16 protein-coding genes and 4 pseudogenes are annotated in these 13,953 nt (G+C 68.8%); 7 read left to right on the forward strand and 13 right to left on the reverse strand.

Annotated features, from left to right (window positions below; genetic code table 11):
• The 3 genes from V8F63_RS06485 to V8F63_RS06495 are packed head-to-tail and all read right to left on the reverse strand — an operon-like array spanning nt 1 to nt 1,159.
• Complete coding sequence (locus V8F63_RS06485; protein ID WP_392354822.1) at nt 1-216, reverse strand: DNA cytosine methyltransferase; 216 nt, start codon at nt 214-216, stop codon at nt 1-3.
• The gene (locus tag V8F63_RS06490; protein ID WP_392354823.1) at nt 174-653 is read right to left on the reverse strand and encodes a hypothetical protein; all 480 of its coding nucleotides are present in this window, start codon (nt 651-653) and stop codon (nt 174-176) included. Before V8F63_RS06490 ends, V8F63_RS06485 begins: the two co-directional genes overlap by 43 nt.
• Nucleotides 587-1,159: a DNA cytosine methyltransferase gene (locus tag V8F63_RS06495; protein ID WP_392354824.1), complete on the reverse strand. Its 573-nt coding sequence runs from the start codon at nt 1,157-1,159 to the stop codon at nt 587-589. The genes V8F63_RS06490 and V8F63_RS06495 overlap by 67 nt, the downstream gene beginning before the upstream one ends.
• Nucleotides 1,160-1,256: 97 nt before the next feature.
• Here V8F63_RS06495 and V8F63_RS06500 point away from each other — a divergent pair, with 97 nt between their 5' ends.
• The 5 genes and pseudogenes from V8F63_RS06500 to V8F63_RS06520 all read left to right on the forward strand — a co-directional run bounded on the left by V8F63_RS06500 (nt 1,257) and on the right by V8F63_RS06520 (nt 4,956).
• Entirely contained in the window at nt 1,257-1,709 is a 453-nt protein-coding gene (locus V8F63_RS06500) for a hypothetical protein (RefSeq protein WP_392354825.1), read from the forward strand.
• Nucleotides 1,710-1,791: 82 nt separating this feature from the next.
• Nucleotides 1,792-2,923: pseudogene (locus tag V8F63_RS06505) on the forward strand (acyltransferase).
• Nucleotides 2,924-3,053: 130 nt separating this feature from the next.
• The gene (locus V8F63_RS06510) at nt 3,054-3,485 is read left to right on the forward strand and encodes a CHAP domain-containing protein (protein ID WP_392354826.1); all 432 of its coding nucleotides are present in this window, start codon (nt 3,054-3,056) and stop codon (nt 3,483-3,485) included.
• A gap of 65 nt (nt 3,486-3,550) precedes the next feature.
• Nucleotides 3,551-4,392, forward strand: a pseudogene (locus V8F63_RS06515) (tryptophan 2,3-dioxygenase).
• A gap of 246 nt (nt 4,393-4,638) precedes the next feature.
• Entirely contained in the window at nt 4,639-4,956 is a 318-nt protein-coding gene (locus tag V8F63_RS06520; RefSeq protein ID WP_392354827.1) for a PA2169 family four-helix-bundle protein, read from the forward strand.
• 128 nt (nt 4,957-5,084) lie between these two features.
• Here V8F63_RS06520 and rplS read toward each other — a convergent pair whose 3' ends face one another.
• From rplS to V8F63_RS06545, 5 genes and pseudogenes are all read right to left on the reverse strand, one after another.
• Complete coding sequence (gene rplS, locus V8F63_RS06525; protein ID WP_025976143.1) at nt 5,085-5,501, reverse strand: 50S ribosomal protein L19; 417 nt, start codon at nt 5,499-5,501, stop codon at nt 5,085-5,087.
• 1 nt (nt 5,502) lies between these two features.
• A pseudogene (gene trmD / locus V8F63_RS06530) lies at nt 5,503-6,227 on the reverse strand (tRNA (guanosine(37)-N1)-methyltransferase TrmD).
• Between the two features lie 167 nt (nt 6,228-6,394).
• Complete coding sequence (locus V8F63_RS06535; RefSeq protein WP_392354828.1) at nt 6,395-7,666, reverse strand: DUF885 domain-containing protein; 1,272 nt, start codon at nt 7,664-7,666, stop codon at nt 6,395-6,397.
• Nucleotides 7,612-8,229 carry a DUF885 family protein gene (locus V8F63_RS06540; RefSeq protein ID WP_392354829.1) on the reverse strand — a complete coding sequence of 206 codons (618 nt, stop codon included), beginning with the start codon at nt 8,227-8,229 and terminating at the stop codon, nt 7,612-7,614. Before V8F63_RS06540 ends, V8F63_RS06535 begins: the two co-directional genes overlap by 55 nt.
• 303 nt (nt 8,230-8,532) lie before the next feature.
• Entirely contained in the window at nt 8,533-10,197 is a 1,665-nt protein-coding gene (locus V8F63_RS06545) for a thiamine pyrophosphate-binding protein (RefSeq protein WP_392354830.1), read from the reverse strand.
• 96 nt (nt 10,198-10,293) lie between these two features.
• On the opposite strand from V8F63_RS06545, the gene V8F63_RS06550 reads away from it, so the two are divergent.
• Both V8F63_RS06550 and V8F63_RS06555 read left to right on the forward strand, forming a co-directional pair.
• Nucleotides 10,294-10,431: an entericidin A/B family lipoprotein gene (locus V8F63_RS06550; protein WP_003166208.1), complete on the forward strand. Its 138-nt coding sequence runs from the start codon at nt 10,294-10,296 to the stop codon at nt 10,429-10,431.
• Nucleotides 10,432-10,524: 93 nt separating this feature from the next.
• A complete protein-coding gene (locus V8F63_RS06555) occupies nt 10,525-10,929 on the forward strand; it encodes a YidB family protein (RefSeq protein WP_392354831.1) in 405 nt (134 codons plus the stop codon).
• A 9-nt stretch (nt 10,930-10,938) separates the two neighbouring features.
• On the opposite strand, the gene truA is transcribed toward V8F63_RS06555, so the two are convergent.
• From truA to V8F63_RS06580, 5 genes and pseudogenes are all read right to left on the reverse strand, one after another.
• Nucleotides 10,939-11,688 (reverse strand): tRNA pseudouridine(38-40) synthase TruA, encoded by a 750-nt coding sequence (gene truA / locus V8F63_RS06560; protein WP_392354832.1) that lies wholly within the window; start codon nt 11,686-11,688, stop codon nt 10,939-10,941.
• Nucleotides 11,688-12,661 (reverse strand): annotated as a pseudogene (gene fmt / locus V8F63_RS06565) (methionyl-tRNA formyltransferase). The gene truA and the pseudogene fmt overlap by 1 nt, the downstream one beginning before the upstream one ends.
• A gap of 27 nt (nt 12,662-12,688) precedes the next feature.
• The gene (locus V8F63_RS06570; RefSeq protein WP_312446004.1) at nt 12,689-12,904 is read right to left on the reverse strand and encodes a hypothetical protein; all 216 of its coding nucleotides are present in this window, start codon (nt 12,902-12,904) and stop codon (nt 12,689-12,691) included.
• Nucleotides 12,904-13,476, reverse strand: coding sequence for a peptide deformylase (gene def, locus V8F63_RS06575; RefSeq protein WP_278070306.1), 573 nt, complete (start codon nt 13,474-13,476; stop codon nt 12,904-12,906). The genes V8F63_RS06570 and def overlap by 1 nt, the downstream gene beginning before the upstream one ends.
• A 72-nt stretch (nt 13,477-13,548) precedes the next feature.
• Complete coding sequence (locus tag V8F63_RS06580; protein WP_025976153.1) at nt 13,549-13,953, reverse strand: acyl-CoA thioesterase; 405 nt, start codon at nt 13,951-13,953, stop codon at nt 13,549-13,551.

Consider the following 13,953-nt stretch of genomic DNA (forward strand, 5'->3'; position numbering starts at 1 on the left):
TCAGGCTGCGGCTTCGGCGTCGTCGGTCAGGGCGGGCAGGAACAGGCCGCGCGTCAGGGCCGCGACGACGGGCACGGCCACGGCGTCGCCCATCAGCTTCAGCGCCGCGCTTTCGCTGGCGGGCAGGCGATAGGCCTCGTCCACGCCCATCAGCCGCGCCGCCTCGCGCCCGGTCAGGCGGCGCAGGGCGACCTGGCCGCCGTCAACGATGACCACATATTGCCGCGACGACCCGCCCGAGGGGTGCGCAGACAGCCCGCCAGCCCGTCGAAACGCAGCTCCAGCCGTTGCAGCTTCCGCCCGTCCTTGGTCCGCACCCGGCGGAAGGCGGCGCCCACGCGCCGTTCGCCCGAGGCCTGGATCGCCTCCAGCCGCGCCCGGTGCAGCGGCGACAGCATGGCCAGCAGGGTCTGCGCCTCCGCCTCGTCGAAACAGGGAACGTCCGGCTCCAGCAGCGCCGCCAGATCGAGATTGCGGCGCGGCGGCGCGTCCAGGCCCCACCAGGCCCAGTTCGCCTTCAGGGGCGCGGGCAGCCGCGCCCAGGCGGCGGTCAGACGCGGCGAGTGGAAGGGCAGGGCGGGGCCTTTCAGACGCGGCCCCTCGGCCCCCGCATGGCGATGATGAACAGGCGCGGGCGCGACTGGGGCAGCCACAGTCCGGCGTCCAGCTCTAGCGCTCCGACCGTATAGCCGGCCTCGACCATGGCCCCGCATACGGCGGCGAAGTCCTGTCCCTCGCCCGAGGTCAGCAGGCCGACCACGTTTTCCAGCACGATGACGCGCGGCGCGCGGCCCTCGGCGTCCAGCCCCTGCATCAGCTTCCAGAAGCCCCAGAAGGCGCCCGACCGCTGCGCCTTCAGCCCGCCGCGCGCGCCCGCCAGACTGACGTCCTGACATGGCGAGGAGGCCCAGCACAGGTCAGGCGCGCCGGGCACTTGATCGGGCGTCACCGCCCAGACGTCGTCGTGGATCAGCGGCGTCTCCGGGTGGTTGGCGCGGAAGGCGCGCGCCTTGGCCGCGTCGATGTCGTTGGCCAGGACGGTGCGGAAACCGGCGCCGCCTAGATGCAGCCCCAGCCCCGCCAGCCCGCCGCCCGCAAAGAACTCGCAGGCCGTGAAGGCGGCGCCTGAGTCTGTGGCGGGTGCGGGACGAATCGGCATGGGGCCACATTAACCCAGCCGCGCCGCTTTGGCGCCTGTCTTGACGGGACGGCTGCAAACCCTGACCTTGGCCGACGAACCTCAGAAAGGATCGCCCATGCGCGCCGTATTCCTGTCAGCCGCCGCCCTGTCGCTGGTCCTCGCCGCCTGCTCCCAACCGGGCCAGAAGACGCCGGAAGCCGCCAAGGCCGAGTCGCGCGTCCTGGCGGGCGTCGATCTGGACCAGCCGGTGCGCGTGCTGGGAACCGAGCCCTTCTGGGCCGTGGAGATCACGCCGCAGGGTCTGACCTATTCCGGCGTCGACCGGCCGGAGCAGAAGGCCGCCAACCCCGGCCCGACGCTTCAGGGCAATCTCGTCAGTTGGACGACGAAGACGGAAGCGGGCGCCGATCTGACGGTCACCCTGACGGCGACCGACTGCTCGGACGGCATGAGCGACCGCACCTATCCGCTGACCGCCAAGGTCGAGATCGGCGGCGAGACCCTGACCGGCTGCGCCGCCGCCGTCGCCGCCATCGAGCGGGCGGGCGAGAGCGGTCGCGTAGAATAAGGTCAAGCTGGCGCCGGGCTTGCACTGATCCCCTCAGCGCGGCCGGGCTGTCCCCGGTCGGTTCACCGGCCAGGATGGTCCCATGACGCCCCTAGCGACGCCGATCGACATCCGTCCCCTGACCTCGCTCAGGTTCCTCGCGGCCCTGTGGGTCGTGGTCTATCTGATGTGGCCGAACCTGGCGGTCGGCGGCATGCCCGCCCTGGCGGCCAAGGGTTATCTCGGCGTCGAACTCTTCTTCGTCCTGTCGGGCTTCATCCTCAGCCACGTCTATCTGCAGGCCTTCGGCGAGAAGCGGTTCGGCTACAGAAGCTTCCTGTGGGCGCGCATAGCCCGCATCTATCCGCTGCACCTATTCACCCTGTTCGGCGTCATGGCCCTGGGCCTGGCGGCGACGGCGGCGGGCATGGCGATCGATTCCGGCATCCTCAGCTGGAAGACCCTGCTGCCCAATCTGTTGATGCTCCACGCCTGGGGCTTCGCCGGCGAGGCGGGCTGGAACCATCCGTCCTGGTCGATCTCGGCCGAGTGGTTCGCCTATCTGACCTTCCCCTCTTCGCCGCCGCCGCATGGAAGCTGCGTGAGCGGCCGTGGGTGGCGACGGGCGCGGCGGCCCTGTTGCTGGCCGCCCTCTATGTCGGGTTCGAGCGCGTCGCGGGCTATCGCCTGACCGAGGCGACGTTCAAATGGGGGCGCTGCGGATCGTGCCCTGCTTCGCCTACGGCTGCGCCCTTTACCTCGTCTATCGCCGCGCGCCCCTGCCCCGCGCGGGACTGCTGGCGCTGGCGGCGGCGGTCGTGATGGCGTTCAGCGCCGCCCTGTTGAGCTGGGACGGGATCACCGTCCTGTCGGGCGGCCTGCTGATCCTGGCCTTGGCCAGCATTCCTCAGGCCAAGGCGGGCGTTCTGGGCTCGGCGCCCGCCGTCTATCTCGGCGAGATCAGTTACGCCGTCTATATGCTGTGCGCCCCGTGGCAGATACTGGCGGTCAATGTCGTCGCCCGTCTGACCGGGGATGAAGACAAGCAGCTTCCTCTGGTGTTGTGGCTGGCGATCATCGCGGGACTGATTGTCGCCGCTGCGATTGTTCATCGGCTAATCGAGCGCCCGGCCCGCAGTTTCCTGCGCGGATGGGCGAAACGGCGTCGATCATCTGTGGATCGACAGGGGAAACAGTCGGAAACAGTTCTTCAACATTCTGATCCTATCGTCTAAGGCTTGTCCGCGTTCAGTCGGGAGCACGCCAGATGATGAAACGGCTCACAGCCGCCGCCCTTGCGGCGACCCTTGGGTTCTTCGCCTTCAGCACCACCCCGCCCAAGCCGGCGACCCCTATTGGCAGTGCGTGACCTTCGCGCGCATGTTCTCGGGGATTCAGATTTTCGGCGACGCCTGGACCTGGTGGCGTCAGGCCGTCAGCAAGTTCCGCACCGGCGATGCGCCTGAGACCGGATCGGTGCTGGTGTTCCAGCCCCACGGCCGGATGAGCGCCGGCCACGTCGCCGTCGTCTCCGACGTCCTGACCGACCGCGTGATCCGCGTCACCCACGCCAACTGGGGCGGCAGCCGCGGCAAGGTCGAAGAGAACGTCACCGTCGTCGACGTCTCCTCCTCGGGCGACTGGAGCCGGGTGAAGGTCTGGTACAACCCGATCAACGATCTGGGCACCACCGTCTATCCGACCTACGGCTTCATCTATAACGGCGCCCGCGACTCCTTCGCCAACGGCCGCCAGATGGCCGCCAACGCCGTCGCCGACGACCGCGCCGCCAACTAAGCCCAGGCGCGGCCGCGTTGAAAAAGGGTCTGGCCCCGCCCGGCTGATCGGGCGATAGCTGGCTCATGACCGACGCAAACGACATTCGCGGACACGCTATCGAGACGGCTAAGCACGAGCCGCAGGGCGTGACCTACGCCGGCTATCTGGCGCTGGACGACATCCTCTCGGCCCAGAAGCCGCGCTCCGAGCAGCACGACGAGATGCTGTTCGTCATCATCCACCAGACCAAGGAACTGTGGCTCAAGCAGATCCTGCACGAGGTAGCCCTGGCGCAGACGCTGGTGCGCGCCGGCGATCTGGTGCCCGCCTACAAGAGCCTGGCCCGCGTCAGCCGCATCCAGTCGGTGATGACCCAGAGCTGGGACATCCTGGCCACCATGACGCCCGCCGACTACCTGAAGTTCCGCGGCGACCTGGGCGCCAGCTCGGGCTTCCAGAGCGATCAGTTCCGTCGTCTGGAGACCATGCTGGGTCTGAAGGACCCCGCTTCCTACGCTTCCACGCCGAACGCCCGGCCGCCCATTCGGCGCTGAAGGCGGCGCTGGAATCGCCCAGCCTTTATGACGACGCCTTGCTCCAGCTGGCCAAGGCGGGCCTGCCGGTGCCCGACGCGGTGCTGAACCGCGACGTGAGCCAGTCCTATGAGGCGAACGAGGGCGTCGAGGCCGCCTGGCTGGAGGTCTATCGCGACACCGAGCGCTGGTGGCCCCTGTACCAACTGGCCGAGAAGCTGGTCGATCTGGACGACGCCCTGCTGACGTGGCGGCATAAGCATGTGGTCACGGTCGAGCGCATCATCGGCCGCCGCCAGGGCACGGGCGGCACCGACGGCGTGGGTTACCTGGTCGAGACTCTGAAGCGCCGCTGCTTCCCGGAACTTTGGTCTCTGCGCACCAAGCTGTAGAGCGCGGGCAGGTCGGCAACCTTCGCTGCTGGCAGGGATTGAACCTGTGAAACGGCCAAGGGAGGTTTCCGATGAGCGGCAACAGTCACGACATCAAGGTCCTCAACGGTCTGGTCGAGGGGCTGATCGACAGCGCCCAGGGCTATCATGAGGGCGCGGTCAACGCGCCCGGCGAGGCCTATCGCGACTGGTTCGAAGGGCGGGCGTCCGAGCGCCGCCGCGTGGCCGAGGAGCCTCAAGGCGGCTGTGCGCGAGCGCGGCGGATCGCCGGAGGAGGATCGGTCCATCCTGTCCAAGGCCCAGCGCGCCTTCAGCGACATCAGTCACGCCCTGCTGCGCAACGAGGTCTCGATGATCGACACGGTCGAACGCGGCGAGGATCAGTTGAAAAGCCGGTTCGAGCGGGCCCTGGCGGACGAGGCCCTGTCGGCCACGACCAAGGAAAGCATCCGCCGCGCCTATGGCGAGGTCTGCGCGGGCTCTGATCAGCTCAGCGCGTTGAAGCACAGCCTCGCGGGCGTCGGCCCGCGCTCCAGCAGCGAGCCGCCGAGCCGCGAGCGCTAGCGCACTCCACCCGCTCAAGCAGCGAGCCGCCGCGCGGCGAGTGGTAGCGCCCTCAAAGAAGAGCACTAAAAAAGCCCCGGCGTTTCCGCCGGGGCTTTTGATCTTCAGCGCGAAGCCGAAGCCTGAAATCAGGCCTCGTCGCCCGCCTTTTCGACCGTGCCGGTGGCCGGGACGGCGACCTTGCGGGCCGTCTGGCGCTCGGCGATCCGGGCCGACTTGCCGCGACGGTCGCGCAGGTAATACAGCTTGGCGCGACGGACGACGCCGCGACGCTTCACTTCGATGGAGTCGACGTTCGGCGACAGGATCGGGAAGCGACGCTCCACGCCTTCACCGAAGGAAATCTTGCGGACCGTGAAGGTCTCGTTCACGCCGCCGCCGTCACGGGCGATGCAGACGCCTTCGAACGCCTGGATGCGTTCGCGCTCGCCTTCCTTGATGCGCACGTTGACGCGCAGGGTGTCGCCCGGCTGGAAATCGGGGATGGTCTTGCCTTCAAGCAGGCGGGCTTTTTCTTCGGCAGCGAGCTGCTGGACGATGTTCATGTCATTTCTCCGGAGCTTGTTTGCTCTTTACCTGTAAGTTGGCGAGATGCCGCTCCCAGAGATCCGGGCGCCGCTCCCGCGTCGTCGCTTCCCTTGCTCCTGGCGCCATTTAGCGATCTTCTTGTGATCGCCTGACAACAGGATCTCCGGGATGTCGTGGCCCTCGAACGTCCGCGGTCGCGTGTACTGCGGATGCTCAAGCAGGTCGTCCTCGAAGCTCTCGGTGGACAGGCTTTCCGCCGCACCCAGAACCCCCGGAACCAACCGGACGCACGCCTCGATCGCCACCATGGCCGCCGCCTCGCCGCCGGCGAGCACCGCGTCCCCGACGGAGACCTCCTCGAACCCCCGGGCGTCGAGCACCCGCTGGTCCACCCCCTCGAAACGGCCGCACAGCACGACGATGCCGTCGGCCTTGGCCCATTCCGTAACCCGCGCCTGCGTCAGGGGTCGACCGCGTGCGCTCATGTACAAAAGCGGCCTAGGCGGGCCTTCCAGGCTGTCGAGAGCCCTGGCCACCACGTCCGCTTTCAGCACCTGACCGGGACCGCCACCCGCAGGGGTGTCGTCCAGGAAGCCGCGCTTATCTTCGGAAAACGCGCGAATGTCCAGCGTCTGCAGGTCCCACAGCCCCTTCTCGCGCCAGGCGGTGCCGATCAGCGACACCCCCAGCGGTCCAGGAAAGGCCTCGGGGAACATGGTCAGGACGGTGGCGGTAAAGGGCATGGGCAGCCTCCTAGCCCTTCTCCCCTCGGGGAGAAGGTGTCATGCGTCAGCATGACGGATGAGGGGCGGGCGGATGAAGGCGAGACGTCAGCCGCGCGTGCGCTGAAACCTCCCCTCATCCGAGCGCCTCCGGCGCCCACCTTCTCCCCGGAGGGGAGAAGGAAGACTTAGGCCGGCTTGCCGCCGCCCTTGGCGATCCAGGCGTCGACCAGGTCGCCCAGCACGTCCAGCGGCACGGCGCCCGAGCCCAGGACCACGGTGTGGAAGTCCTTGATGTCGAACTTGTCGCCCAGCGCGGCCTCGGCCTTGGCGCGCAGCTCCTCGATCTTCAGCTCGCCGATCTTGTAGCTGGTCGCCTGGCCGGGATTGGTGATGTAGCGCTCGACCTCCTTCTGGATGTCGCGCTCGGACAGCAGGGAGTTGTGGCGGAAGTAGTCCATCGCCTGCTCGCGGCTCCAGCGCTTGGCGTGCAGGCCGGTGTCGGTCACCAGACGCACCGCGCGCCACAGCTCGGTCGAGAGGCGGCCGAAGTCGGAGTAGGGGTCCTGATAGAAGCCCATCTCCTTGCCCAGACGCTCGGAATACAGGCCCCAGCCTTCGGAATAGGCGCCGTAGCCGCCGAAGCGGCGGAAGCTGGGCAGGTGCTCCATCTCCTGCGCATAGGCGATCTGGAAGTGGTGGCCCGGCGCGCCCTCGTGATAGCTGATGCCCTCGATCTGGGGCTTCAGCACCTGGGTCATGTCGGACAGGTTGACGTAGTAGATGCCGGGGCGCGAGCCGTCCGGCGCGGGCGAGTTGTAGAAGGCGATGGAGGCGGTCGCCTCACGGAACGGCTCGACCGCGCGGACCTCCAGCGGGGCCTTGGGCAGGTTGGAGAACCACTGCGGCGCCACGGCCATGACCTGGGCCACGAAGGCGCGGGCGTCGGTCAGATAGGCTTCCTTGCCCTCGGGCGTGTTCGGATATTGGAACTGCGGGTCCGTCTTCAGGAAGGCGAAGAAGTCCTGCAGCGAGCCTGTGAAGCCGACCTGGGCCTTGATCGTCTCCATGTCGCGCTGGATGCGGGCGACCTCGTCCAGGCCGATCTGGTGGATCTGCTCGGCGGTCAGGTCGGTGGTGGTGGAGAGCTGAAGGCGCGCGTTGTAATAGGCCTCGCCCTGCGGCAGGCGCCACACGCCCGCGTCGCTGTCGGCCTGGGTCCGCACCTGATCCAGGGCGGTCAGGACGGTGTCGAAGCCGCGCTTGTAAGGGCCGGTCAGGGCCTCGCGCGCCGAGGCCAGCAGCCGGTCCTTCGTCGCCTGATCGGCGTCCAGGGCGGCGATCTTCTTCTGGAAGTCGGCCCAGACCGGATTGTCGGCGCCGCCGTCGAACGGAGCGCCGGCGATCACCGCGCGGGTGTTGTCGATCGAGGGCTCGAAGACGAAGCGCGGCGAGACCACCCCTTGGCGGCGCGCGCGGTCAGGGTGTCGGCCACCTGGCCCATGTAGCGCTCGGCGGCGTTTAGGCGGGCGACATAGGCCTCGGCGTCCGCAACGCTTGAGATGCGGTGGTTGTTGATCAGGAACACCGGCAGACCCGTGGTCGGATTGCCGTTGGCGGCGAACTGGAAGCCCCAGTCGCGCCACTGGTTCGACAGGCGCGCCTGCTGCACCCCGTGTTCGAACAGGCGCCAGGATAGGCGGCTCTGCTCGCTCAGCTTGTTCGGGTCGAACTGGGCCTTCATCTGCGCCAGCTGGGCTTCCTGCAGGGCCAGCGAGCGCTCGGCGGCGGCGTCGGAGACGTCGTCCAGCTTGTCGTAGTCGGTCTTGCGGCCCAGCGAGGTCATGCGCTGGGGGCTCAGGGCCACGCGCGCCTCGAAGGCCTGCTCGAAGAAGGCGTTGAGCCGCGCGTCCTCGCTTTGGGCCTCAGCGGGCGCAGCGGCGGGCGCCGCCTGCGCCATGACGGCGGGCGCGGCGGCGCAGAGCGCCAGCACGGCGGCGGATGAAATCAGAAGACGACGCATGAGAAAGACCCCTCGGTACAATAAGGGGCGCACTCTTTCGCGAAGCGTGGCGGGACGCAAGCCGGGAGGGTGATTGAGGTGAAGATGGAAACGCCCACCCTCTCCCGGCGGGAGAGGGCTTGAGCGCACGACGACGAAGTCGTCGTTCTGGCGCGAAAGGGTGAGGGGCTGAGGGGTCAGTCGGCGCAAGCCGTCGCGCCACGGCCTTCGGCCGACTTCACCCGCGAACCCTCACCCTTTCGCCTTAGCCAATCGCTTCGCTCTTGGAGGCTCAAGCCCTCTCCCGCCGGGAGAGGGCGCGCTTTACCCGCCTCGCAAATCCGTGATCGTCCGCCCCGGGGCGATCTGTTCGGCGTCGGTGATCAGATGCACCAGCGCCGGGCGCCCGCCCGCCGCCGCCTCGCGCGCCGCCGCCAGAGCCGCCGGGAAGTCGCCGGTCGTCTCGCAGCGCACGGCGTAGGCGCCGAAGGCCTCGGCGTATTTGACGAAGTCGGGGTTCTTCAGCTCGGTGGCGATGACGCGGGCCGGGTATTCCCGCTCCTGGTGCATGCGGATGGTGCCGAAGGTGCCGTTGTCCACGACCACCACGACGACGCCGAGGCCGTATTGGGCGGCGGTGGCCATCTCATTGGCGCTCATCATGAAGTCGCCGTCGCCGGCGATGCAGACCACCTCGCGCTCCGGCTGGGTCGCCTTGGCTCCCAGCGCCGCCGGATAGCCGTAGCCCATAGCGCCCGAGGTCGGGGCCAGCTGGGTGCGGCGCGCCTGATGGCGGTGGAAGCGGTGCAGCCAGGCGGCGAAATTGCCTGCGCCGTTGGTGATGATGGCGTCCTCGGGCAGGGCCTCGGCCAGATGGGCGATGACCTCGCTCATGTTGACGGCGCTGTTCACCTCGATGGGCGAGGAGAAGGCGAGGAAGTCGGCATGGGCCGCCGCGCCCTGATCGCGCCAGGTCCGGCCCGGCTCGATGGCCGACAGGGCCAGGGCGGCCAGCGCGTTGTCCGCCGCCGCCGACAGGGCGGGGGCCCAGACGCGGCCCAGCTCCTCTGGACCCGGATGGATGTGCACCAGGGTCTGCGCCGTCTTCGTGCGGTCGAGCAGGGTGTAGCCTTGGGTCGGATTTTCGCCCATGCGCGCGCCGATCACCAGCAGCAGGTCGGCCTCCTTGACCCGCGCCACCAGTTTGGGGTTGGGCCCCAGGCCCAGGTCGCCCGCATAGCCGGGATGGTCGTTGCGGATCAGGTCCTTGCGGCGGAAGGACAGGGCGACCGGCAGGCCCAGACGCTCGGCCCAGCCGGAGATCGCGTCAGTGGCTTCGTCGGTCCAGCCCGAACCGCCGAGGATCAGCAGGGGACGCTCGGCTTGGCTCAGGCGCACGCGCACCTGTTCGACGAAGGCCGGGTCCAGCGCCGCCTTCGCCGGAGCGACCGGACGGACGGGCGCTGGGCCGCCGTTTTCGTGCAGGATGTCCTCGGGCAGGGCGACGACGACCGGGCCCATGCGGCCCTGCTGGGCGACGGCGAAGGCGCGCTCCACGACCTCCACCGTGCGCTGCGGGCTTTCGATCTCGGTCGCCCACTTGGCCAGGCCGCCGAAGACCTCGCGATAGTCGACCTCCTGGAAGGCGCCGCGGCCCCGGTCGGTCAGGGCGATCTGGCCGACGAACAGGATCATGGGCGTCGAGTCCTGATGCGCCGTGTGCACGCCGATGCTGGCGTGGGTCGCGCCTGGTCCGCGGGTGACCATGCAGACGCCGGGACGGCCGGTCAGCTTGCCGTAGGCCTCGGCCATGTTGGCGGCGCCCGCCTCGTGGCGGCAGACGATGACCTCGATCTTGTCGCGCACGTCGGCCAGGGCGTCGAGCACGGCCAGATAGCTCTCGCCCGGCACGCAGAAGACCTTGTCGACCCCGTTCATCACCAGGGTTTCGACCAGACGGCGGGCGGCGGTGTCAGAAGCTTGCGTCATGCTTTGGCCGTTAGCAGATCGGAGGATATGTTGGCCATGCAACCTTACGGCCAAGCTTCACGTTGAAGCGCTCTATCGATCTACGGGGATTTCATCATGCGCAAGCTCATCGTTCTGGGCGTCATCGCCGCCGCCCTGACCACCGCCGCCTGCAACACGGTGTCGGGCATCGGCCGCGACCTTTCGGCCGCCGGTCAGGCCGTCACTTCGGGCTCGGAACGCGCCAAGAGCTGAGGCGCCCGCTGGCGCCGGCGCCATGTTTTACCTTCCGGCGGCGAACGGGTCGGAAAAACCGACTAACGTGACGCCTCAATCGGAGGAATGAGCATGGAACTTCTGGATAATATCCTGGGCGGTCTGGGCGACGGCGCGGCTGGGGGCGTGGCGGATCTGCTGAAAAGCCAGGGCGGGGTGTCGGGCCTGACGGAAAAGTTCGGCCAGAACGGTCTGGGCGATGTGGCGGCCTCATGGGTCGGCAAGGGCGGCAACGCCCCGATCAGCCCCGAGCAGATCGCCGCCGTGATCGGCTCCGGCCCCATCGCCGACTTCGCCAAAAAGCTGGGCGTCTCGCCGGAACAGGCCAGCGCGACGCTGGCGACCCTGCTGCCGCAGGTCATCGACCGCCTGACGCCGAACGGCACGGCCGCCGGCGCGGACGACATGCTGGGCGGTCTTCTGAACAACCTGCCGGGCGGCCTCGGCGGCGCCCTGGGCGGTCTGTTCAAGCGTTAGGACGAGGCTTCAGGCTTCCGTCTCATAGGTGACGCCCGTCAGATACAGCCCGTCTGACGGCGCCACCGGGCCGCAGCGGGCGCGGTCTTTCGCCGCCAGCGCTTCGGCCAGGTCGGCGGGGCTCCAGCGGCCCAAACCCACTTCGGCGAGGCTGCCCGCCATCGAGCGCACCTGCCGATGCAGGAAGCTGCGCGCCTCGAAGACCAGATGCACCTCTTCGCCGACGCGGGCGACGCAGGCCACGTCCAGCGTCTTGACCGGGCTGGCCGCCTGACAGGCGGCGTCGCGGAAGGTGGTGAAGTCGTGCTGGCCGATCAGATGTTGCGCCGCCGCGTGCATGGCCTCGGCGTCCAGCGGCTTCTTGACGTGCCACACCCGGCCCCGGTCCAGCGCCGGGCGGCCGGGCCGGTTCAGGATGCGATACAGGTATTTACGCCCGGTCGCCGTGAAGCGGGCGTGCCAGTCGTCGCTGACGGGCGTGCAGTCCAGAACCGCGACCGCTTCCTTCACCAGATGGGCGTTCAGGGCGTTCATCACCGTCTGCGCCGGCCACTCCTTGTCCAGATCGACATGGCAGGTCTGGCCCGTGGCGTGGACGCCCGTGTCGGTGCGCCCGGCGGCGGCGATGCGCACGCTCTGACCGCTGAAGGCGGTAATCGCCGTCTCAATCGCGCCCTGCACCGTCGGCTGGTCGGTCTGAGCCTGAAAGCCGTTGTAAGCCGAGCCGTCGTATTCGACCGTGAACCGATACCGGGGCATTAGCCTTGGGGGCCGCGATCAGAAGGCTCCGCCTTCTCGACCCGACGCGGCCCGTCCAGAAGGGTTCCGGCGGGGATGGGAAAGCCGCGCAGCATTTCCTCGGCCGACTGCGCGGCCTTGCCCGGACGCTGCACGCGGGTCAGGCGCACCGCGCCGGTTCCGCAGGCGACCGTTAGGGCGTCGTCCAGCACCTGACCGGCCAGGCCTTCGCCGTCGGCCAGAGCCGACATCAGGGCCTTGATCCGCACCGGCTCGCCGTCGGCCTCGACCTCGAACCAGGCGCCGGGGAAGGGCGACAGGCCGCGGATGTGGGCGTCCACCTCGGCCGCCGGGCGGGTCCAGTCGATGCGGGCTTCGGCCGAAGTGATCTTCTTGGCGTAGGTCGGCTCGCCTGCCTGCTGCGTCTTGGTGAAGCCGCCGCGTTCGATGGCGGCCAGGGCGCGCGGCCACAGGGCGGCGCCGACATGGGCCATGCGGTCGCTGAGGCTGGCCGCCGTGTCGTCGGCGTAGATGTCCATCAGTTCGGACAGGATGATGGCGCCTTCGTCCAGGCCCTCGCTCATCCGCATGATCTGGGCGCCGGTCTGGCGATCCCCGGCCATGATGGCGCGCTGGATCGGGGCGGCTCCGCGCCAGCGCGGCAGCAGCGACCCGTGCAGGTTGAAGCAGCCCAGACGCGGCGCCTCCAGCACCTCCGCCTTCAGGATCTGGCCGTAGGCGACGACGCAGGCGGCGTCGAGGTCCAGGCTCTTGAAGGTGTCGATGGCCTCAGGAACCTTCATGCTCTCGGGCGTGAAGACCGGCAGGCCCATGGCCTCAGCGAAGGCGTGAACCGGCGACGGCGTCAGCTTCTGGCCCCGGCCCTTGGGGCGCGGCGGTTGCGAATAGACGGCGACGATCTCGTGCCCCGAGGCGATCAGCTCGGCCAGCGACGGCACGGCGAAGTCGGGGTTCCCATGAAGGCTAGGCGCATGGGCAGGCCTTTAGACCGTGAGGCCGATTACATCCAGCGGGTATAGACGCCGCCGCCTTCGTCCCACTCGCCGCCCGCGTCCAGCGCGTCGTCGAAATCGAGCAGCCGGTCGACGATCAGGCCCGCCACCACGCCGACGGCGGCGACGGCCAGCAGGGTGGCCAGGCTGGCGACGCCGACCTTTTCGTTGCGGGTCAGACGGCGACGCTCTCTCTGATCGATGATGCGGGTCTTGCGGGACATCAGGCGGCCAACCTCGCTTGTTTCTTGACCTTGGCGACCGCGCGGTCGCGGCGCAGGCGCGACAGGTGGTCGATGAACAGGACGCCGTTCAAATGGTCCAGTTCGTGCTGGAAGCAGACGGCGTAAAGGCCCTCGATCTCTTCCTCGATCGTCTCGCCCTGATAGTTCAGGTAGCGAACGCGCACGCGGGCCGGACGCTCGACCGAGTCGAAATAGGTCGGCACCGACAGGCAGCCTTCCTCGTAGGAGAACATCTCCTCGGACGCCCACAGGATCTCGGGGTTGACGAAGAAGCGCGGGTTGCGGCGCTCGAGCGCCTCTTCCTCGGTCTGCGGCTCGTCAGAGGCGCCCTCGACCGGCTTGTCGCCCAGGTCCATGACGACCACGCGGGTCAGCTCGCCGATCTGCGGCGCGGCCAGGCCGATGCCGGGCGCGTCGTACATCGTCTCCAGCATGTCATCCATCAGGGCGCGCACGGCGTCGGTCACCCCGCCCTCGACGGGCGCGGCGACGGTCTTCAGGATCGCCAGATCGGCGGCGTTATCGATAGTCAGGATGCGACGAATGGCCATGCGGGGGAGGTAGGGCCGCCGCCCCCGAAGGTCAAGAATTTCCGACCGTCGCGCTGGGACTTCCGGCCGTCCTCAGGCGGGCGGCACTTCGCGCGGTTTGCGGTCCTGGTCGATGGCCACATAGGTGAAGACGCCCTCGGTCACGCGGACCGACAGGGCCTCGGCCTGGCCGCGCGCCCGCTTCCAGGCCTCGACATGCACGCGGATCGAGGTGCGGCCGACGCGGATGATCTTGGCGTAGGTGGACACCTCGTCGCCGACCGACACCGGCTGGTGGAACACCATGCCGTCCAGCGCCACGGTGGCGCAGCGGCCGCCCGCACGCTCGAACGCCGGGGTGGCCCCGGCCAGGTCCATCTGCGCCAGCAGCCAGCCGCCGAAGATGTCGCCCTCGGGATTGGTGTCGGCCGGCATGGCGATGACGCGGCCGACGGGCTGGCCTTCAGGCAGGGTGGCGATGGGCTTTTCGTCGGACAC

Source organism: Brevundimonas sp. LF-1, from assembly GCF_037055305.1.
GTDB classification, from domain to species: domain Bacteria; phylum Pseudomonadota; class Alphaproteobacteria; order Caulobacterales; family Caulobacteraceae; genus Brevundimonas; species Brevundimonas sanguinis.